At 59.1% G+C, this 19,953-nt stretch carries 15 protein-coding genes and 1 pseudogene; 14 read left to right on the top strand and 2 right to left on the bottom strand.

The genetic code is table 11. The features are described 5' to 3' along the window. Nucleotides 1-52 precede the first annotated feature (52 nt). The 6 genes from glmU to QWI20_RS08595 all read left to right on the top strand — a co-directional run bounded on the left by glmU (nt 53) and on the right by QWI20_RS08595 (nt 7,242). Nucleotides 53-1,420, top strand: a complete 1,368-nt coding sequence (glmU, locus tag QWI20_RS08620) for a bifunctional UDP-N-acetylglucosamine diphosphorylase/glucosamine-1-phosphate N-acetyltransferase GlmU (RefSeq protein ID WP_369305098.1) — start codon at nt 53-55, stop codon at nt 1,418-1,420. Between the two features lie 175 nt (nt 1,421-1,595). Continuing rightward, a complete protein-coding gene (locus QWI20_RS08615) occupies nt 1,596-2,366 on the top strand; it encodes a DeoR family transcriptional regulator (RefSeq protein WP_206079319.1) in 771 nt (256 codons plus the stop codon). Between the two features lie 9 nt (nt 2,367-2,375). Beyond that, the gene (gene glmS / locus QWI20_RS08610) at nt 2,376-4,211 is read left to right on the top strand and encodes a glutamine--fructose-6-phosphate transaminase (isomerizing) (protein ID WP_369305097.1); all 1,836 of its coding nucleotides are present in this window, start codon (nt 2,376-2,378) and stop codon (nt 4,209-4,211) included. A 190-nt stretch (nt 4,212-4,401) separates the two neighbouring features. Continuing rightward, a complete protein-coding gene (locus tag QWI20_RS08605) occupies nt 4,402-5,718 on the top strand; it encodes a methyl-accepting chemotaxis protein (RefSeq protein WP_369305096.1) in 1,317 nt (438 codons plus the stop codon). A gap of 70 nt (nt 5,719-5,788) precedes the next feature. Then, the gene (locus QWI20_RS08600) at nt 5,789-6,031 is read left to right on the top strand and encodes a hypothetical protein (protein WP_369305095.1); all 243 of its coding nucleotides are present in this window, start codon (nt 5,789-5,791) and stop codon (nt 6,029-6,031) included. A 125-nt stretch (nt 6,032-6,156) separates the two neighbouring features. Beyond that, nucleotides 6,157-7,242, top strand: coding sequence for a type II toxin-antitoxin system HipA family toxin (locus tag QWI20_RS08595; RefSeq protein ID WP_369305094.1), 1,086 nt, complete (start codon nt 6,157-6,159; stop codon nt 7,240-7,242). Between the two features lie 24 nt (nt 7,243-7,266). Here QWI20_RS08595 and QWI20_RS08590 read toward each other — a convergent pair whose 3' ends face one another. Together QWI20_RS08590 and QWI20_RS08585 are read right to left on the bottom strand one after the other, a co-directional pair. After that, the gene (locus QWI20_RS08590; RefSeq protein ID WP_282365435.1) at nt 7,267-8,199 is read right to left on the bottom strand and encodes a LysR substrate-binding domain-containing protein; all 933 of its coding nucleotides are present in this window, start codon (nt 8,197-8,199) and stop codon (nt 7,267-7,269) included. 179 nt (nt 8,200-8,378) lie between these two features. Continuing rightward, nucleotides 8,379-9,302, bottom strand: coding sequence for a DMT family transporter (locus QWI20_RS08585; protein WP_369305093.1), 924 nt, complete (start codon nt 9,300-9,302; stop codon nt 8,379-8,381). Between the two features lie 156 nt (nt 9,303-9,458). On the opposite strand from QWI20_RS08585, the gene gcvA reads away from it, so the two are divergent. The 8 genes and pseudogenes from gcvA to QWI20_RS08545 all read left to right on the top strand — a co-directional run bounded on the left by gcvA (nt 9,459) and on the right by QWI20_RS08545 (nt 19,927). Continuing rightward, nucleotides 9,459-10,367 (top strand): transcriptional regulator GcvA, encoded by a 909-nt coding sequence (gene gcvA / locus QWI20_RS08580; protein ID WP_237250160.1) that lies wholly within the window; start codon nt 9,459-9,461, stop codon nt 10,365-10,367. Between the two features lie 288 nt (nt 10,368-10,655). Next, nucleotides 10,656-11,099 (top strand): cupin domain-containing protein, encoded by a 444-nt coding sequence (locus QWI20_RS08575; protein ID WP_369305092.1) that lies wholly within the window; start codon nt 10,656-10,658, stop codon nt 11,097-11,099. After that, entirely contained in the window at nt 11,099-12,607 is a 1,509-nt protein-coding gene (locus QWI20_RS08570; RefSeq protein WP_369305091.1) for a methionine--tRNA ligase, read from the top strand. Before QWI20_RS08575 ends, QWI20_RS08570 begins: the two co-directional genes overlap by 1 nt. Nucleotides 12,608-12,627: 20 nt before the next feature. Further along, entirely contained in the window at nt 12,628-13,752 is a 1,125-nt protein-coding gene (locus QWI20_RS08565) for an NAD(P)/FAD-dependent oxidoreductase (RefSeq protein WP_369305090.1), read from the top strand. Continuing rightward, nucleotides 13,749-14,696, top strand: coding sequence for an ABC transporter substrate-binding protein (locus QWI20_RS08560; protein ID WP_369305089.1), 948 nt, complete (start codon nt 13,749-13,751; stop codon nt 14,694-14,696). Before QWI20_RS08565 ends, QWI20_RS08560 begins: the two co-directional genes overlap by 4 nt. 54 nt (nt 14,697-14,750) lie before the next feature. Continuing rightward, nucleotides 14,751-16,109 carry a SidA/IucD/PvdA family monooxygenase gene (locus QWI20_RS08555; RefSeq protein WP_369305088.1) on the top strand — a complete coding sequence of 453 codons (1,359 nt, stop codon included), beginning with the start codon at nt 14,751-14,753 and terminating at the stop codon, nt 16,107-16,109. Further along, nucleotides 16,106-18,125: pseudogene (gene sbnA, locus QWI20_RS08550) on the top strand (2,3-diaminopropionate biosynthesis protein SbnA). The gene QWI20_RS08555 and the pseudogene sbnA overlap by 4 nt, the downstream one beginning before the upstream one ends. Further along, nucleotides 18,116-19,927 (top strand): FAD/NAD(P)-binding protein, encoded by a 1,812-nt coding sequence (locus QWI20_RS08545; RefSeq protein ID WP_369305087.1) that lies wholly within the window; start codon nt 18,116-18,118, stop codon nt 19,925-19,927. Before sbnA ends, QWI20_RS08545 begins: the two are co-directional and overlap by 10 nt. The last annotated feature ends 26 nt before the right edge of the window (nt 19,928-19,953 follow it).

The following is a 19,953-nucleotide window of genomic DNA, read 5'->3' as shown; positions in this document are numbered from 1 at the left end:
TCGCCTGAATCATCAGCCTGGCTAATGTGGCCTGCTCGTCTGGAATTCCTTCATGTCTCTCGATATCGTCATTCTTGCCGCGGGTCAGGGCACTCGCATGCGTTCCGCTCTGCCCAAGGTGTTGCATCCTGTAGCCGGTAAATCGATGCTCGGCCATGTTATCCACAGCGCACGCCAGCTTTCGCCCCAAGGCATTCACGTGGTCATTGGCCATGGAGCAGAGCGGGTCCAAGAGCAACTGGCGGGCGATGATCTGAATTTCGTGCTCCAAGACAAACAATTGGGCACTGGCCACGCCGTTGCTCAGGCGTTGCCAGCGCTGACGGCCGAGACGGTACTCATTCTTTATGGCGACGTCCCGCTCATACAAGTAGAGACCCTGCACCGCCTCCTTGCGCTGGTAAATGATCAGCAACTGGGTCTGCTGACGGTCACGCTGGAAGACCCGACCGGTTATGGCCGCATCGTTCGTGACACGCAGCACCGCGTCAGCGCCATTGTCGAGCACAAGGATGCAACTGAAGCGCAGAAGGCTATCAAGGAAGGGAACACCGGGATTCTGGCCGTACCGGGCAAGCGACTGGCCGACTGGCTGGGCCGCCTCTCCAACGACAATGTTCAGGGTGAGTATTACCTGACGGACGTTATTGCCATGGCCGTCAACGATGGCCTGGTGGTCGCAACTGCTCAGCCTGACGATGTGATGGAAGTGCAGGGCGCCAATGATCGTAAACAGCTTGCCGAGCTCGAGCGCCACTACCAGCAGCGGGAGGCCCGCCGACTCATGGCGCTGGGTGTCACGTTGCGCGACCCGGCGCGTTTTGACGTTCGTGGCGACGTTACTGTTGGCCGCGACGTGATGATCGACGTGAACGTCATCCTTGAGGGGCGAGTCGTCATCGAAGACGACGTCTCCATCGGGCCGAACTGCGTGATCAAGGACAGCACCTTGCGCAAGGGCGCAATCATCAAGGCGAACAGTCACCTTGAAGGGGCGATCGTTGGCGAAGGTGCGGATGCAGGGCCTTTCGCTCGTCTGCGCCCTGGCAGTGTTCTCGACGCTCGTGCTCATGTGGGGAACTTCGTCGAATTGAAGAATGCTCATTTGGGCGAGGGTGCCAAGGCAGGTCATCTGACCTATTTGGGTGACGCAGTCATCGGCGCGCGCACCAACATTGGCGCAGGCACCATTACGTGCAACTACGATGGCGCGAACAAGCACAAGACGGTGATGGGCGATGACGTATTCATCGGCTCGAACAACTCGCTGGTCGCACCTGTGCATATCGCGTCAGGCGCTAGCACTGCCGCCGGCTCAACCATCAATCAGGATGTGCCGGCCGAACAGCTTGCGGTCGCCCGTGCGCGTCAACGGAACATCGAAGGCTGGAAGCGGCCGGCGAAACTCAAGAAAGACTAAGTTATCCACAGGTCACATCGGCTGCTTGCCAGACAGGTAGCTGATGCCGACTCTCCAAGCAGCTACTCCTCGGAAATCGTTTACCCATCCTCCCTGATACCCATCTCCCCCTTGACGTATATCTTTCGATGAGCTTTCATTGCGTTCGTTAACTTTCGAATCGAAACTTAAGATCATCATGTCGAAACGTAATACGCCTCAACGCCGCCATAACATTCTTGCTTTGCTCAATGAGCAGGGCGAGGTAAGCGTGGACGAGTTGGCTAAACGCTTCGAGACCTCCGAGGTAACGGTCCGTAAGGATCTGGCTGCGCTCGAAAGCAACGGGTTGCTGCTTCGTCGTTACGGCGGCGCCATCCCCATGCCCCAGGAATTGATTGGCGAACCTGGCCAGCCCGTTTCCAGGTTCAAACAGGCCATTGCCCGAGCTGCTGTTGCCCGCATCCGGGAACACGCACGGATCATCATCGACAGCGGCAGCACCACCGCTGCGATGATTCCGGAGCTGGGTTTGCAGCCGGGCTTGGTGGTGATGACCAATTCCCTGCACGTCGCCAATGCGCTGGGTGAGCTGGAGCACGAACCGGTCCTGCTCATGACGGGCGGGACGTGGGACCCGCATTCAGAGTCGTTTCAGGGCCAGGTGGCGGAGCAGGTGCTGCGTTCCTACGACTTTGATCAGCTGTTCATCGGCGCCGACGGTATTGATCTGACCCGCGGTACAACCACATTCAACGAACTGCTTGGCCTCAGCCGGGTGATGGCCGAAGTCGCCCGGGAAGTGATCGTGATGGTCGAGGCCGACAAGGTCGGTCGCAAGATTCCCAATCTGGAGCTGCCCTGGAGCAGCGTCCATACCCTCATTACCGATGACCGCCTGCCTCAAGAGGCACGCGAACAAATTCAGGCTCGCGGCGTAACCTTGATTTGCGCTGCTGTTTCCTAGGAGAAGACCATGTGTGGAATTGTCGGCGCTGTTGCTGAACGGAATGTTACTGCCATCCTGCTGGAAGGCCTCAAGCGCCTGGAATACCGGGGCTACGACAGCGCTGGCGTGGCGTTATTCAATAACGCCGGCGTGCTTGAGCGTCGTCGTCGGGTCGGCAAGGTCAACGAACTGGAGCGGGCACTTGCCGGTGAACCGGTCACAGGCCGACTCGGCATTGCCCACACTCGCTGGGCAACACACGGTGCGCCATTGGAGCGTAACGCTCATCCACATTTCTCCAACGAGCAACTGGCGGTGGTGCACAACGGCATCATCGAAAACCATGAGCCGCTTCGAGAGCGCTTGAAGGGTCTGGGTTACGTGTTCTCGTCTGACACGGACACCGAGGTCATTGTCCACCTGCTGCACCATAAACTGCAGGACACACCCGATCTGGCTGCGGCTCTGAAGGCTACGGTCAAGGAACTGCACGGCGCCTATGGCCTTGCGGTCATCAGCGCACAACAACCGGATCGCCTGATTGCCGCTCGCAGTGGCAGCCCGCTGGTTGTAGGTCTGGGCCTTGGGGAAAACTTCCTCGCCTCCGATCAACTGGCCTTGCGTCAGGTCACTGACCGCTTCATGTACCTGGAAGAGGGCGACATTGCTGAGATCCGTCGCGACAGCGTGCAGATCTGGGACGCATCCGGCTTGCCCGTCGAGCGTGAGATCGTTCAGTACCACGAGGGCGCAGAAGCAGCGGACAAAGGCGAGTACCGCCACTTCATGCTCAAGGAAATCCACGAGCAGCCAAAAGTCGTGCAGCGCACTCTGGAAGGCCGCCTCGGTCAGCAGCAGGTTCTGGTGCAGGCATTCGGACCGCAAGCGGCGGAGCTGTTCGCCAAAGTACGTAACGTGCAAATCGTCGCCTGCGGCACCAGCTATCACGCCGGCATGGTCGCGCGTTACTGGCTCGAAGGCCTGGCCGGCATTCCCTGCCAGGTCGAAGTCGCCAGCGAATTCCGCTACCGCAAGGTCGTGGTCCAGCCGGACACGCTGTTCGTTTCGATCTCCCAGTCCGGCGAGACCGCCGATACCCTGGCCGCGCTGCGTAACGCCAAGGAGCTGGGCTTCCTCGCCAGCCTGGCAATCTGCAACGTGGGCATCAGTTCGCTGGTGCGTGAATCGGATCTGACCCTGCTCACTCAGGCCGGCCCGGAAATCGGTGTCGCGTCGACCAAGGCGTTCACCACGCAGCTGGTCGCGCTGATGCTGCTGACGCTGTCACTGGGTCAGGTCAAGGGCACGCTGGGCGCTGGCGTGGAAGCAGAACTGGTTGAAGAGCTGCGCCGCCTGCCGACCCGCCTGGGTGAAGCGCTGGCGATGGACACAACGGTGGAGAAAATTGCCGAACTGTTCGCCGAGAAGAATCACACCCTGTTCCTGGGTCGTGGCGCGCAATTCCCGGTGGCGATGGAAGGGGCGTTGAAGCTCAAGGAGATCTCCTACATCCACGCCGAAGCCTACCCGGCCGGCGAACTGAAACACGGCCCGCTGGCACTGGTGGACAGCGACATGCCGGTTGTCACCGTGGCACCTAACAACGAGCTGCTGGAGAAGCTGAAATCCAACCTGCAGGAAGTGCGTGCACGGGGCGGCGAGCTGATCGTCTTCGCGGACGAACAGGCCGGGCTGGTCAACGGAGAGGGGACCCACGTGGTTTCCATGCCCCATATCCTCGACGCATTGACGCCGATCCTTTACACGATTCCGCTGCAACTGCTTTCGTATTACGTGGCAGTGCTCAAGGGTACGGACGTGGATCAGCCGCGCAATTTGGCGAAGTCCGTGACGGTGGAATAAGTTATCCACAGCGTACTGCGCTGGTTCTTAGGAATCAGAGCAGTCGCAAGTTGTTAATGTGTAGGCAAAGGAGGGCCTACACGCTGGATTGAATGCCTGATCTGCACCCAGCCATCAGGCATGCTGACCATGCTTCTCAAGGTTTCGCTCGTCGCGTCGATAGCTTCTCAAGTCAATGCGAGCGGCCCCCATGTTTAATACCCGGTTAAAAGATAAAATCCAGCAATTGGAAAAACGGCTGGGGGCTCTTGAGCAGGTCAAGGCAACGCTGGATCTCGAAACCGTGTCGGTCACCCTGGACGCGGCAGGCATCATCCTGGAGGTGAACGCCCTGTTCGAAACAGAGCTGGGATTCACCCAGGCTGAATTGTCCGGTCGTGCCCTCCGTGAATTCAGTCCTTCAGAGCTGAGCGGAGACGTACATCAGCGCCGGGCTCTTGATGCCGTTGCCCAGGGCAAGCATTACAGCGGCACGTTGCGTCTGTGCAGCCGTGAAGGTCGACACGTCTGGCTACGGGCAATGGTCATACCCTTCGCAGGTGACAGCGGGCGGGTCGAACGCATCGTTTTGTATTCAAGCGTGCTGACGAGGACCATTGAGGCCTCCAGGGAGAATGAAGCGCTGGTAGGGGCTCTGATGCGCTCCACTGCCGTCATCGAGTTTTCTCTGGATGGATTAGTGCTGGCAGCCAATCAGAATTTTCTGGACGCTATGGGCTATACGCTTCCCCAAATCCTGGGCAAGCATCACCGAATCTTTTGCATGCCATCCGACGCTCAGTCGGAAGAATATGATCGGTTTTGGCAGACCCTTAGACAGGCATCCTATGTCGCGGGAAGGTTTTGCCGAGTGGATAAACATGGCAACGAGGTATGGCTGGAGGCTTCCTACAATCCAATCGTGGATGCCAATGGCAAGCTGTACAAGATTGCCAAAATAGCCACCGTTATTACCGACCAGGTTACCCGCGAGCGCGCTGTATCCGAGGCAGCTGGCATGGCCCACGGCACGTCGGTTCGAACCAATGCCAGCGCACAGCAAGGCCGCGAAGTCATTCAGAACACCGTGACGACCCTCAATACACTGTCGGCGTTGATGGAAGATGCTGCCCATGGCATAGAAGCACTGGATGCCCAGAGCCAGGAAATCGGCACCATCGTCAAAACCATCGGCAGCATCGCGGACCAGACCAATCTGTTGGCCTTGAACGCAGCAATCGAAGCCGCACGTGCCGGGGAACAGGGCCGGGGTTTTGCTGTGGTCGCCGACGAGGTCAGAAACCTCGCCCTTCGAACCACTAAAGCGACGGCGGAAATCTTCGAGGTCGTGAAAAACAATCAGGTTCTGGCGTCCAGCGCTGTGACCATGATCGGAAAAAGCAGGCAGCAGGCCGGGGCGGCGCTGGATTTGGCCAGTGAGGCGGACGAGGTGATCAAGGACATTCAGCAAGGTGCCAACAGTGTTGTGGTTGCCGTTGAGCAGTTCTCGGGTCAAGCCGGGCAGTAATGATTGCTGCAATGCTTCACGTCTGCACCTCTCAGTGACCCCAAGGTAAAGCGCGATCCAGGTGATCCTTATGCTCGATGCTCTCAAGCAATCTATAAACGATCTGCATAAGGTCGACCGGCCCAGGCTTGAAGATGAGTGTGACGCGTTGTTCAGCCGGATCGAGCAGGCACGAACAGAAGGCACTGTGACTGGCGAGCAGGCCACACAGCTGTTCTATGATGTCCGTAACGAACGTTCAAGGTGCTTCCGCAGCGGAAGCCAGCGGCGCATCGCAGATTCCCAAGCCGACGGAAAGTCGTGCGAGTCGTAGGCACCCACAAATAAAACTCACCACAGTAAGCTTTAGGCAGCATAAAACGCATTTAAGTGCGTATTAATTGACTTTCAGATCGCGCTAATACTCCGCTTGGTTTACCTTTGAAACGGGGTGGATGGGTGCCAGATCCCATCAACTACCCTCTACGGTCCGAGGCCTACACGGGCATCACGAAAAATCGTGGCGTCCCTGGTTTCATCAATGATGCGATGCCGGATGGCTGGGGCGAGCGATTGCTTCATCGTGCTTTCGGCCAAACACTGGCGCCGATCGACTATCTGCTCAAGTCGCCGAACAATGACCGTATTGGCAACCTCATGGCCGGTACAACCTCCGCGCCCCCACAGGGGCTCGGAGAAAGCCCGATACCCACGCTCAAAGGTCTGGCGAAATTCATTGAAGCCTGTGAAGCGGTTTACGACAGGCAGCTGGATGCCGAATCGCTCGTAACGCTAAACATACGGCAGCAGCGTTCGTCCCTCGGTGGAGCCAGGCCCAAGCGAACGCTGCAAGACAAAGGCATGCTGATCCTGGCCAAGCCCCGTGACCGGTTTGATGAGTATGATTTCCCCTCCATCGAATTTGCCTGCATGACCTTCGCTGCTTCCAAGGGCATGCGCGTCGCGAACACCGGGTTGTACGCCGGGCACCCCTCTACCTTGTTGGTCGAACGCTTTGACCGTACTTCTATTGCGGACGGCGCCCATCGCATTCCAATGCTGAGCGCACTCACTTTGCTCGATTCAGAGTGGAACGAACCGCACCACCGCGACTGGCGGTATGCATCGGTGGCAGACGAGATGCGACGCAGAGGCGTCCCGGACGAGGACCTGCAAGAGCTGTTCAAACGCATGTGCTACAACGCATTGGCCGGTAACAGCGACGACCACCCACGTAATCACGCCATTATCTGCCTCGAAGGGAGGTGGCGACTCTCGCCTATGTACGATGTCCTGCCGATGCTCGACGAGGGGCCGGCGAAGACGTTGGCCATGGCTGTCGGGCGCGATGGAAGCGCAATCAACCGAACCAATATGCTCAGCCATCACGCCCATTTCGCTTTATCCCGTACGCAAGCGGAGCAAGTGCTGAATGAGGTGGCGAGTTGGGAAGACGAGCTCAAAGCTCATTACGGCAAATGGCTAAGGGGCACAGATCTGCACATGGCATGCGACGCCGTCAGCTCAATACGTATCACCCAGTGAAACCCACCCGCCGAGCCTCGTGAATCAAGCCACCTGGCTTGCGCTTTCAATCTCCCGGGCATGCCCCTTCGCTGTCTTGCCCGCCTGCTGCACAGCCCATTTCATGAACTCAGCAATCGCCCATTCTTCCCGCCGCTCTTTCGCGCAATAGACGAAATAGTCGAACTTGAGCTCCGCCGTGGCATTGGTGACCTGCACCAGCCGTTTGCTCTGCAAGGCCTCGGACGCGAAGACGCTGTTGACTAGCGCGATGCCCTGCCCGGCACAGGCCGCACTGATCAACAGGGACTCGTCGCCATAACTGGAGCCCTGAATCATCTTGCGGTTGCTCATGCCGAACGCGTTCATCCAGACCTTCCAGTAGTTTCGCTCGGTGTCCTGCAGCAGCGGGAAGGTCAGGCAATCCTGCGGGCTCTCGATATTGCGCTGGGTGCTGAGCAGATGCGGGCTGCACACAGGGATCAAGTAGGAGGACCACAAGTGCGTGGCGTGGTTTTCACAACTGGCGGCCATCTCGCGCTGGATGCAGATATCCACATGGCCGTGCTTGAGCTCCGAAAGACCGTTACAGATCTGAATCGAGATTTCGACGTTGGGGCAACGCTCCTTGAAACCACCCAGTGCCGGGATCAGCCACGAACTTGCGATGGTGGACGTCGTGCTGATCACCAGGCGCGTCTGACGTGGCGCCTTGAGTGCAGCGCGCGACCAGGCTTTTTCGATGACGTCAAAGGTGCCGGCGAGCTCGTCGAACAGGCTGCGTCCGGAAGGGGTGAGCTGGATGCCCTTGGCGTCTCGCTCGAACAGCCGCCTGCCGATCTGGTCTTCCAGCCCTTTGATCTGCTGACTGATGGCGGCCGGTGAGACACACAGCTGGTCCGCTGCACGTTTCATGCTCCCGGCCTTGCACACCTCAACGAACGTGCGGAGGGCTATCAACGGGATCGCTCTGCTCATCCTGCATCCCTCGCCGTGAGAGTGCTGCCAGTGCGCCAGGTGACGGAAAAGCGTGTTGGAGTTGCCATCGGATGAATCCCCCAAGCGTTCTTATCACCCGACCTTGGATATTTCAGGCACAGCCGGGCCCTGCCGGGTGTTTTACCCGGCGCCGAAAACAGTTGTGGATAACGTTGCTGTCAGGTTGTGGCGGCGCGGTCTTGAGGAGCAGGTGCCGGCTTGGGTTTGCTTTGGCTCAACACGAACCAGACCGCGAGGCAGATGAGACCGCCGCCGTAAAAGTGTCCGGCGGAGACCTTTTCACCGAGGAACATCACCCCCCAAAGGACGCCGAATGGCGGAATCAGGAAAGTGACGGTCAGCGAGCGGACCGGGCCGATATCGGCGATCAGGCGGAAGTACAAAATGTAAGCACAGGCCGTGCACACGAAACCGACGGCCGCCAGGGACAGCCACACGGTTGAGTCGCCCCAGGTGGCCGGCGGGTTGACGGTGGCGGAGACAGCGAAGAAGGGCAGCAGAAACAGCGTCGCGCCAATCTGGCTGCCGAACGCCACGAGTTTCGCGTCCAGGCCTCCCCGGTCGCCGATCCACTGACGGGTCAGGAATCCTGCGGCGCCGTAGCAACTGGTCGCGACCAGGCAAGCAATTGCGCCCATGACCACCGACGTGGTGAAAGTCACCGGGCCTGTCGTGGTCAGCAACGTTATCCCCAGCAAACCGAGAAATACGCCAACCGCTTTTTTGGGTGTCAGCGAATCATTGAAAAACACTGAGCCTATCAACACGCCCATCAATGGTGTGGTTGCATTCAAGATGGCGGAATAACCTGCGGGCAATAACAGGGCCGCCATGCTGTACATCAAAAACGGAATGCCGGAATTGATGATGCCCAGGATCAAGGTGGATTTGAACTTGCCGTTGAACTCATGCCGGGTTCTTAAAATGGCCAGAATCACCATTAAGCCAATGGCGCCGAGCAACACCCGGAAGAAGGCGGTAGGCAACGCGCCTAATACAGGGGCAGCAACGCGCATGAAGAGAAAACTGGCTCCCCAGATGGCAGCCAGAACAATCAGTCGAACATAGTCGGAGACTTTCATTGCGCTTCCTTTCTTGATCCGTATCGCCGATCCGCTGACCGAAAAGTTGTTGATTGACGCTCGTCGAGTCAGGGTGTGATGATTTGAGCAGTGTCTGGGGTGGTGCTCAAGCGAGCTTTTCTTAAGCACATTAGATTTTCTTAACCGAGGTCAGGCATGAAATTTCCGCCCCTGCACGCGCTGTTATGTTTTGAAGCGACGGGGCGCCACGCCAGCATGAAAGGCGCGGCAGGTGAGCTGTTCGTAACCCCTGCGGCCATTAGCCAACAGATCGCCAAGCTCGAAAAAGCCGTTGGCGTCACGTTGTTCATCCGTAACACCAAGCGCCTGGAGCTGACCGCCGAGGGCAAGATTTACCTGCGGGCCATTCGTCCCGCGCTCGGGCAGATCTCTGACGCGACTCAGCGACTGATGAGCGACAACGGCCCCAATACAATCACTGTCAGCTGCACCAGCGGCTTTGCGATGCAATGGCTGCTGCCCCGACTGCCTGATTTTCAGGCCATCTGCCCCGGCATCGAGGTGCTGATCAGCACCACCAATCGGCTGGTCGATTTGCTCGGCGACGGCGTCGATTTCGCCGTGCGCCATGGCCTCGGTCGTTATCCCGGTCTGGAAGTGGAGATGCTGATCAACGACCGACTGCAGCCTGTCTGCAGCCCCTCTCTGCTGCCGGATTCCCGGTACCTGTCCTCGCCCATTGACCTGAAAAGCTACAACCTCTTGCACGACGAACACCGCGAAGACTGGGCGTTGTGGCTCCGTGCAGTGGGTATCGAAGACGGCGAGGCGGCCGTACACAAAGGTTCGGTGTTCGTGGATTCCAACGGCGTCATCGAGGCTGCGCTGGCGGGAATGGGAATTGCGCTGGTGCGCCGTTCGCTGATTCGGGAAGAGCTGGCGTCTGGTCGTTTGGTCGTGCCGTTTCGCGCGACGATCGACACGCCGATCGCTTATTACCTGGTGTATGACGAGACGGCCATTCTCCCCAAATCCAGCAAACAGTTTCGCGACTGGCTGGTGTCCCAGGCCATCGCCAGTCAACGTGAATTCACCACGCGATAGTTTGCATTCACGTCCCCCCGACAACGTGTTGATTAGTTATCAGGGCAGTTAAGTCCTGCTTCAGTGTCCGCGGGTGATACACCCATACGCGTAAACCTGATCAACCTGTTGATTAGTCAAACAATTGAGTCGACACCGGTTAAGTCAAACTTAACCGTTGATTGCGGATTTCTAGTTTGCCCCGTCGCGCACTTTTCTTCAGTTTATTCCTTAACTGGCACGCGCCCGTCAGCTCAGCCTGGCGCCGATAAAACAGCGAGCAGGATGCTCTGGCTGAAGGAAACCCTCATGACTGATTTCGATATTTTTCGCCCGATGGCGTGGGACAAACTGGTTCATGAATATGACCTGGATGGCGCGAGATTACTGCCCTGGAACGGCTATCCGACGCCCATTGGTGGTGGCTGGTGCGTGGTGCGCCCGCACACCAAATCCTTGTCGCATACGCAGATAGACCAGGAATTCTTCATAGGCATCAAAGGCACCGCTCAGTTGATTGTGGGAGATCAGATGTACCCGTTCACTATGGGTGACATCGCTGCCATCCCCAAACACACCGATCACTATGTGTTCAACGACACCGACGAAGACTTCCACTTCTACGTCGTGTGGTGGGACCGTGACTCTGCCAACCGCTTCCTCGATGAAGATGCCCAGCAGGCAATGGCGGCCAATGAGTTCGCTCTGCACAAAGCGACCATTCATGACGTGTCCGATCAGAGGGCGTCGTGATGGGCAAGTTACTCGTCACGATCACGCCGCCGACGCCAAATGGTGATTTGCATATTGGTCATATGGCGGGGCCTTTTCTCGCGGCAGATATCTACACCCGTGCCCAACGTCAACGCGGCCACGATTGCACCCTCGTTTCATACTCCGATGACTATCAGTCCTACATGTTGCGTCGAGGTATCGAACTGGACCGTGCGCCTCAAACGCTGGCGCTGGAGAACACCGACAAAATCAACGACACGCTGAAGAAGATGGGCATTCAGGTGGATTTCTGGATGCGCCCGTACCGCAACAGCTACTTCAAGAACGCCGTCGAGGAGATGTACGAGTACGCGGTAAAGGCGGGGGCCATTTACAAAAAAGTGAGCCAGGAACCCTATTGCGAACACTGTGACAAGTGGGGTTACGAAGCATTCGGCCGGGGTAACTGCGATCACTGTGGCTCGGACTCGGATGCCAGCCAGTGCGAAGAGTGCGCGCACACGCCCAATGCCTCGAAGATGAGTAACTTCCGCTGCAAGTTATGTGCGACGCCCATGATCTGGCGTCCCATTGAGCGTGAATTTCTGGCGCTGTCGAATTTTCGCAACCACCTCAAAAGCACGTTCGAACATGCGCCGCTGCGGCCTTTCATCCGCCGGTTCCTGGAGGAGGAATTCGAAATCGGTCCGGTGGACTGGGGCATTACCCGGCCCCACGACGGCGGGCTGGATCTCAAGCCGGATGGCAGCCGGCGCATACATACCTGGGTCATGGGCCTGTCCGGTTACTTGGCGGCTTTTCGCGAATACCTGAACGAACACAAGCTTGCGCCGTGGGAGTACGACGAATACTGCCGCTCCGGCAAAGGCCGCCTAGTGCACTTTCTGGGTTATGACTGCGCCTTCAGCCACATGATGGTTTACCCCTCGCTGCTGCAGACCATGCACGGCTATCGCATGCGCCAGACCTTCTACACCAACCAGTTCCTGACCTTGAACGGCAAGAACCTTTCCACCAGCCGCAACTATGCGATCTGGGCGCGGGACCTGGTGGCAGACGCCTGTACCGACAGCGCGCGCTTCTATCTGGCGCTGATCGCGCCCGAGCAGGACACCGATGACTTCGATGTCGAGAAGTTCTCCGCCTGGCGTGAGCAAACCTTCAACGAGGTGCTGGTCAAGCTGGCCGCCGAGGCCGAGCGCGAGCGGGTGGACGGCGACAGCCTGAAAGTCAGTGCGGCGGACGCGGCGGCTCTCAAGATTCTGATAGCGCGCTGGTTCGAAGCGACGTCGGTGGATCACTTCAGCATGAAGGGGCTTGCGGTGCTGCTGTCGGACATCATTAACGCCGCCCGTGATCGTCAGACCCTCGGCAAGCGGATTCTGCCTTACATGGCGCTGATCGGTGCCATCGGCGCGCCGGTGTTCCCGGACCTGGCGAAACAGATCCTGCGCTATTGCCGCTTCACTGAAAACGAAGTCCTGCAGCAGCTGGTGTATGTCAGTGCGGTCGAGTACGAAATCTGACCGAGAGGCGCGCGACGACGATGAAAACTTCATTTGATGTGATCGTGATCGGAGCCGGCATCATGGGCGCTTCGATCGCAGCGGCGCTGGTTGAAAGCGGACTCGATGTGGCGCTGATGGAGAAAGGCATCGCTGGCGCCCAGGGTGCAACGCGGGACACCGGCGGCATCGTTCGCGGTCTGGAGCTGGACGCCGCGCTGCGCCCTTTGACCCGGCGCGTATCACTTCACGGCAATTCCGGCATCGTCCACGCCCTCTACGAGAGCGCACTGAATCGCAGTGGCGTCGCTTACATCGCCAGCGCCGAGGTGTGTGGGCAATACCTGGAAGCGGTGGACAGCGAAGGGTCCGAGAGCATTGAGCTGCACGCTTCCGTCGACGCCCTGGATAACGGGCGTTTTTCGCCATTTTGTGTCGGCGAATGCCTGCTTATCGAACGCAGTGGCGGCACGGTGGATGCCCGCGTCACGGTGTCGAATCTGTGCCGCTACGTCAGTGAAAAGGCGACGTACCTTGATCACCTGGCTGTCGACCGCTGCGTCGAACTGGACGGCTATGTTCAGGTTCATGCCGGCAAGCTGTGCCTGGAAGCGACGTGGGTCGTCGATGCCTGTGGTGCCAGTGGCCCGTTGCCCCGGCCGCACAACGCCGTGCACGCGCGGACGATTCCATTCACGCGCTTCGGCTGCGATCAGGCTCCGAGCATGCCGATCATTGCTCACCATCTGAATACCTACCTGCTGCCGCTGGGACGCAATCTCGTGCAAGTGGGCGGCCAGCGGCGCCACCGCGCAGGACATGCGGATCAGCTGAACATGTCGCCGCTGGATAACGAGCTGGACGTCATGGACCGCGTCTCTCTTCTGGGCTACGACCGGCACCACAGTTTGCCGGTGGTCACACAGGTGGGCTGGGACGCGTACACCGAAGACGGCCGCCCGCTGATCGGCCGTTCCAGCGCCAACAGCCATGTGTTTGTCGCCACCGGCTTTTGCGGCATCGGTTTCAAAATGGCACCCAATGTTGCCGAGCTGCTGGCATTCGAGCTGAGCGGATTGATGACCGGCGTGTCGATGGATGCGGCTTACAGATCGGTCATGGAAGCGTTCCGCCCTTCGCGGTTTGCCGAGGTGGCCTTGTCATGATGCGCCTGGGTATCTGCGCGGCACTCGACGTCGGCACGACACTGCATGCGCGCGGTTTCTTGCGCAGCGTGTACCTGTCCAGTCACCTGTTTCCCCACGTTCGCCGCGCGCGCCATTTCTACTTTGATGACGGCGCGAGCGCAGCGGGCGGCCATGCGGCGGCGAGGCATTTCATCGACGCGAATGTGGATGCCGTGATCGGTCACTTCGCTTCCGACTCTGCCGCCGCAGCGGTTGAGAGTTATGCACAGGCGGGAATTCCGCTGATCTTGCCCGCGTCTACCTGCGCAGCCTTGACCCGCGCTGGAGAAACCACGTTCCGCATTTGTGCGTCTGACCGACTACTTGCCACGCGGTTGATCGAGTTTGCCGAATCTGAAGGCCTACGCCGGCTCGATTTGTTCACTGACCCGAGCCTGCACGGGCGCCAGCAGATGCAGGAGCTGCAGGAAGCCGCGCAGTTATCCACAGTTGAGTTAGTGGACGATGCAAATAACGTGGACGCCGTAGTGTTTTGCGGACGTTTGCGAGCCAGCCGCCAGTTCCTTGTGGATAAGCGTGCTACTGGCTGTGAATTGCCAATCTTCTTCACCGACGACGCCGCATCTCCTGCGCTGGTGGAAGGGATGGCGCAAACCGGCACGGTGTATGTCATCAGCTTCCCCATCGCGGGAGATCTGGCTGAGGCACAGTCGTTCGATGCGACTTATCAACAGATCTACGCCGAACAGGCGCCGGTTTACGCCGTCGAGACGCTTGCAGCGTTTGCCTTGGTGGACCGAGCCGCCGCTGATCAGCGCGGACTGCTTGATGCGCTGCGCTTCGATCAATTTGCCACCCCTGCCGGCCCTGTCAGTTTCAGCGATGGGGAGAACGATCACGCCCGGGTTTCGCTGTGGGTCTATACCGACGAGCACGGCCATGAGCGGCGTCTGCTGTGTTGAAGCGGCCTGCGTAGAAGCTCGCCACATCTTTTGCAACTTTCAGGAAGAATGACCATGACTCAGTATGAAATCGAAGGTGTGCGTGAAACGCTTGATGTCGTTTCGATCGGGTTCGGCCCGGCCGGTATCGCACTGGCCTGTGCGCTGGAAGACGAGGCGGAAGACAGCGGCCGGAAGCCTTTCCAGCGCGTGCGTTTTTTCGAAAAAGGGCGTGATTCAACCTGGCATGGCGCGTTTCTGCTGGCGGGCACCGACATCAACCACCATGTGTTTCGAGACCTTGTGACGCCGCGCAATCCGCGCAGTCGGTTCTCCTTCGCCATGTACCTGAAGGAGAAGGGTCGTCTGCACACGTTCGGCCTGCTCGGGCGTCCGGCCAGCCGGGTGGAATGGTCCGACTACATCGCCTGGGTCGCTGCACAACTCAAGGACTACGTTGCCTACGACGAAGGCGTCCTCGACGTGTTGCCGGTGGCGGAAAAGGGCATCCTGAAGGGCGTTGATGTCGTCACGGCCAAGGGCACTTATCGCACCAAACGGCTGGTGCTTTCCCACGGCAGCCTGCCCCGGATACCGGACGCGTTCAGCCCGCATCTCGGCGGCCGTGTCTTCCACACATCCCAGTATCTGAAAAACATCCACCTCGGCGGCGGTCCTATCGCGCAGCGCTGGCTGGTGCTGGGCTCGGGTCAAAGCGCGGGGGAGGCGGTCACACACCTGCTCGGCGCCGCGCCCACCACGCAGGTCCATTCGGTGCACCGCGGCGTGGGTTTCAAGGTGGGACAGCTCGGGCAGTTTCCCAACATGGCCTTCCTGCCGGAGCACATCGACTATTTCCACGACCTTGAGCCCGGCAGACGCAATCGGGTATTCGAAGAGATCCGGTCGACCAATTACGCAGGCATCGACGTCGACGAGAGTCAGGCGCTGTACTCCTTCCTGTACGAAGGCGAGGTCACCGGGCACCGACGTCTGAACCTGCATGCGTGGTCCGAAGTGGCCTCGGTGGAAAAAGTGGGCGATGCCTATTCGGTGGTGCTGCGTGACAGCAATACCGGCATTGAAACCGTGCTGTACGTTGACGGCATTGTCTTGGGCACAGGCTACGAGCAGCTTGCAGTGCCACCACTGCTGACCCTGCTGCAACCCTGGCTGGTCCGCGACGAGGACGGCACCCTTGCGGTCGACCGGCATTACCGCGTCGCCCTGCAGCACAGCGAGGGCATGCAGATTTTGGCGAACGGCACGTCGGAAAAGACCCATGGCATCAGCGACGCCCAGTCGTTTTCCATGGTTGCCTTACGGGCGCAGCACCTGACCGATGCGCTGCTGGCGAACCAGCCCCGGCAGCGTGCGCCGGTGGTGGCCATGCCGAGCTACACCCGGCCCGCACGCGTCGAGGCACGGCCATGAATTTCATCTCCCACATCGTCGGCGATTCGAACTTCGTCAGGGTAAAAGGCCTGGGTTTTGAAAACCTGCATCTGAAGCTTGAGTCATGCAACCCTGCGGGCTCGATCAAGATGAAGACGGCCATCGGCTTGATCGACTCCTATGCCGAGCGCCGACTTATCCACAAGGACACCGTGCTGATCGAGTCCTCGTCCGGGAACCTCGGTGTGGCGCTGGCGATGATCTGCGCCGAGCGCGGTTACAAGTTCTGCTGCGTCGTCGACCCCAACACCAACCTGCACAACATCAAGATGATGGAAGCCTTTGGCGCACAGATCGTCATCGTCACCGAGCGCGATGACAACGACGGCTATCTGGGCACGCGCATTCGTTACATCCGCGATGCCGTGGCCCGCGATCCCCGTCATCTGTGGCTCAACCAGTACAGCAACCCGGCCAACGCCCGCACCCATGAATACACCACGGCGCGTTCGATTCATATCGCGTTTCCGGCGCTGGACTACCTGGTCGTCGGCGCCGGCACCACGGGCACCTTGATGGGCTGTGTGCAGTATTTTCGCAAGCATTCGCCGCGCACCAAGATCATCGCGGTAGACAGCGCGGGTTCGGTGACTTTCGGCCAGGCGCCCGGCCCGCGTTTCATTCCAGGACTCGGCTCCAGCCAAATGCCGCCGATATTCCGCGCCCATCACTTGCACAAGCAGCAAGTGGTCGATGAGCGCGCCACCGTGGCCATGTGCAGATGGCTGGCGAAATCCAATGGTGTGCTGGCCGGCGGCTCCACCGGGACCGTGGTGGCCGGGTTGGCCTCGCCCTCGCTAGGGATTCCCAAAGACGCCGTTGTCGTGGCGATCTCCCCGGACGCCGGCGAGCGTTACCTGGAAACCATCTACAACGATGAGTGGGTCATGCAGAAGTTCGGCCGCGCCGAGCTGACTGCGCTCAACTCGCAACCGATCACCCGGTATCTGAAGCAGTACGTCCACACGTTCGAGGGAGAAGCGCTGAATGTCTGACTTTCACGTGATCCCCGGCGCAGTCATCAAAGACATCCTCGACAGCCACGCCCACGACATGGTGCGGCGCATCGAGCAGGTGTATCTGCAGCACCACGACGGCCAGACGCTCAACCCGGACAGCTACTTTCTGCGTTTCCCTCAACAGCCTGGCAACCGGATCATCGCCCTGCCTGCGGCGCTGGACGGAGAGGACGCCGTGGCGGGAATCAAGTGGATCTCCAGCTTTCCCGGCAATGTCGCGCAGCAGAAGCCGAGGGCGTCGGCCGTGGTCATCCTCAACGACCGCGAGACCGGCTATCCCTATGCCTGCCTGGAAGGCGCGCAGATCAGCGCGGTGCGAACGGCCGCCTCGGCGGTGTCAGGCGCTTACTGGCTCAACGGTCAGTCACGTAAAGCGGCGTCAGTAGGATTTATCGGCGCAGGGGTCATTGCCCGCAACATCGCGCGAATGCTCAGCGTCGAAGGGTGGGGCATTGGCCACGCCGTTGTGCATGATTTCAACGCGGCATCGGCGGACGCTCTGACTGGCTTCATTGAAAATGCCGACTTATGCACAGCCCGGACTGGGTCATTGGGGCAAGCGCTGGCGGCAGATCTGGTGATCTTCGCCACCACAGCGGGCGAGCCATACGTCAAATCACCCATGGCGTTTCGCGCCGGGCAGGTCGTGCTGAACATCTCGTTGCGGGACATCGCGCCGCAGTTGCTGCTGGAGGCCAACAACCTCTGCGACGACATCGAGCACTGCATGAAGGCCAACACATCGCCCCATCTGGCAGAGCAATTGACCGGCAGCCGCGCTTTCATGAGCGGCACGCTGGCCGGCCTCATCCGTGGCGAGGTCGAGCTTGATCCTGCAAAGCCCTCGATTTTCTCGCCTTTCGGCCTGGGCGTGTTGGACCTGGCCCTCAGCAAATTCATCGTCGACACCGCACTGGCAGAATCCCGTGGCATCGCCATTGACTCATTCTTCGGAGAAACCCTGAGATGGAACTGAGCACAGCGCTGGCCGGCGAAAAGTTATCCCCAGGGTCTGATAAACCCGTCGTCAGGATCGGCATTGTCGGTTGTGGCTCACGCGGGCTGACAGTGCTGGAGCGTATCTGTGCGCTGGCGGTCAACACGGCCCGACGCATCGAGATAAACGTATTTGATCCCCAGCCTCCGGGGCCAGGTTTGCATGCCGTCGACCAGCCTGAATACCTGATGCTCAACACCGTTGCCTCGCAGATTTCGATGTTTCCGGACGCGGCCGCCCTTGACGGACACGTGGGACGCCAGGGACCCGACTTCTATGAATGGTGCCTGCGTTTCAAATCGGCGGAACGCAATGTACAGCCCAATGAGTTCCTGCCGCGCAGCTGGTTGGGGGAGTACCTGGCGTGGACCTATGAACAGGTAATTCTCGGTCTGCCCGCAAATGTGTATGTCATTCATCATTCTCACGCTGTGGATAACATCGAACACACCGACATGGGGCAGTTTGTTCTGTCCACAGGTGAGTTGAATTGTGCGGTGGATTGGCTGGCAATCACCGTTGGCCACGCGCAGCCGCTGCGAAGTTCGAACGGTGGGCTGTACGCCCAATCCATTGCTTATTCACACCTCGGTTTACTCGATTCGGTGTTATCCACAGAGGCGGTCGGTATTGAGGGGCTGGGCCTTACAGCGATGGATATTGTCGCGGGCCTAACGGTCGGGCGCGGAGGCCACTTTCGCAAACTGGCGGACGGCTTGCGCTATGAGCCTGGTGGAAGGGAGCCGACCATCTATCTGTTCTCGCGTAGCGGTCTGCCATACCGGACCCGGCCGGACATCGTGCCCCATCGGACCTCAAATACTGCGTTGATTTTCACATTGTCGGCCGTAGCAAGTCTTCGAGAGGAAAACCCTGATGGCCTGGATTTCGAGCAGCAGGTCCTTCCTATGATCAAAGCTGAAATGCTCGCAGAATACTTCGGGATGATCGCGTCCCAGAGAGGCGAATCGGCAGTAAGGATCAAAGCGGAGATTGCGCACGCGTATTACGCGGACCGGCTTGAAACCGTGTCGTCGGAAATGGCCGTCCGTTTTGAAGCGCTGCCGCTGGATGAAGCTGTGTATAACCCGCGCGGGTCGACCATGGACGCTGCGGATTATTCTCAGCAGATACGCGAATCCATCGCACGCGACGTCGCGCAAAGTGTATTGGGCCTTGATTCGAGTCCGACCAAGGCCGCAATCGAAGTCTGGAGAAGCTGCCGCGAGCAGCTCCGCCGGGTTGTGGATAACCGCGGGCTGACCAGTCATTCACGCCGTGTCTTCTTCAGCGAGTACGCGCCACATGTCAATCGGATGGTCGCTGGGCCGCAGAAGGAGCGTCATCAGGAGCTGCTGGCTTTGGCCGACGCGGGAATCGTCCACTGGGTGCACCATTCTCAAGTTATCCACAATACGAGAGGTGAACCGGCCGCGGTGAGTCTCTCGGAGAATCTGGCGGAGCCTTTACAACCTCTGCAAAGAGTCATCAAGGCACATGTCAGCAATGCCTGTGACATTTCGTCGCTGCCAACAATCATCCGCTCGCTTAAAGCCAGCGGAATTATCCACAGCCTGACCAAAGATGGGGAGGGCGTGCTCGTCGACAGCGAAGGCAAAGCCCAACCCAATTTGTGGATAACCGGCCCTCTTGTCGAAGGCTCGACTTATTACAACCACTACGTCCCGTCGTCGGGCAGCTATTCGCGAGCCTTCGTCGATGCCGACCGAATCGCCCGCGAGATGTTGGGGTTGAATGTGGAAGTCAGGGCAATCGTTTGAGCGTTCACAGTTGGACTGGCTTCAGC

Source organism: Pseudomonas sp. W2-17 (assembly GCF_041060445.1).
Classification (GTDB): Bacteria; Pseudomonadota; Gammaproteobacteria; order Pseudomonadales; family Pseudomonadaceae; genus Aquipseudomonas.
Note: the sequence above shows the minus strand (reverse complement) of the source record. Positions and strands in the feature narration are given on the sequence as shown.

Coding starts and splice junctions, on each gene's coding strand:
- glmU (WP_369305098.1), top strand. CDS start 53: ATGTCTCTCGATATCGTCATTCTTGCCGCGGGTCAGGGCACTCGCATG.
- glmS (WP_369305097.1), top strand. CDS start 2,376: ATGTGTGGAATTGTCGGCGCTGTTGCTGAACGGAATGTTACTGCCATC.
- QWI20_RS08605 (WP_369305096.1), top strand. CDS start 4,402: ATGTTTAATACCCGGTTAAAAGATAAAATCCAGCAATTGGAAAAACGG.
- QWI20_RS08600 (WP_369305095.1), top strand. CDS start 5,789: ATGCTCGATGCTCTCAAGCAATCTATAAACGATCTGCATAAGGTCGAC.
- QWI20_RS08590 (WP_282365435.1), bottom strand. CDS start 8,199: ATGAGCAGAGCGATCCCGTTGATAGCCCTCCGCACGTTCGTTGAGGTG.
- QWI20_RS08585 (WP_369305093.1), bottom strand. CDS start 9,302: ATGAAAGTCTCCGACTATGTTCGACTGATTGTTCTGGCTGCCATCTGG.
- gcvA (WP_237250160.1), top strand. CDS start 9,459: ATGAAATTTCCGCCCCTGCACGCGCTGTTATGTTTTGAAGCGACGGGG.
- QWI20_RS08575 (WP_369305092.1), top strand. CDS start 10,656: ATGACTGATTTCGATATTTTTCGCCCGATGGCGTGGGACAAACTGGTT.
- QWI20_RS08570 (WP_369305091.1), top strand. CDS start 11,099: ATGGGCAAGTTACTCGTCACGATCACGCCGCCGACGCCAAATGGTGAT.
- QWI20_RS08565 (WP_369305090.1), top strand. CDS start 12,628: ATGAAAACTTCATTTGATGTGATCGTGATCGGAGCCGGCATCATGGGC.
- QWI20_RS08560 (WP_369305089.1), top strand. CDS start 13,749: ATGATGCGCCTGGGTATCTGCGCGGCACTCGACGTCGGCACGACACTG.
- QWI20_RS08555 (WP_369305088.1), top strand. CDS start 14,751: ATGACTCAGTATGAAATCGAAGGTGTGCGTGAAACGCTTGATGTCGTT.
- QWI20_RS08545 (WP_369305087.1), top strand. CDS start 18,116: ATGGAACTGAGCACAGCGCTGGCCGGCGAAAAGTTATCCCCAGGGTCT.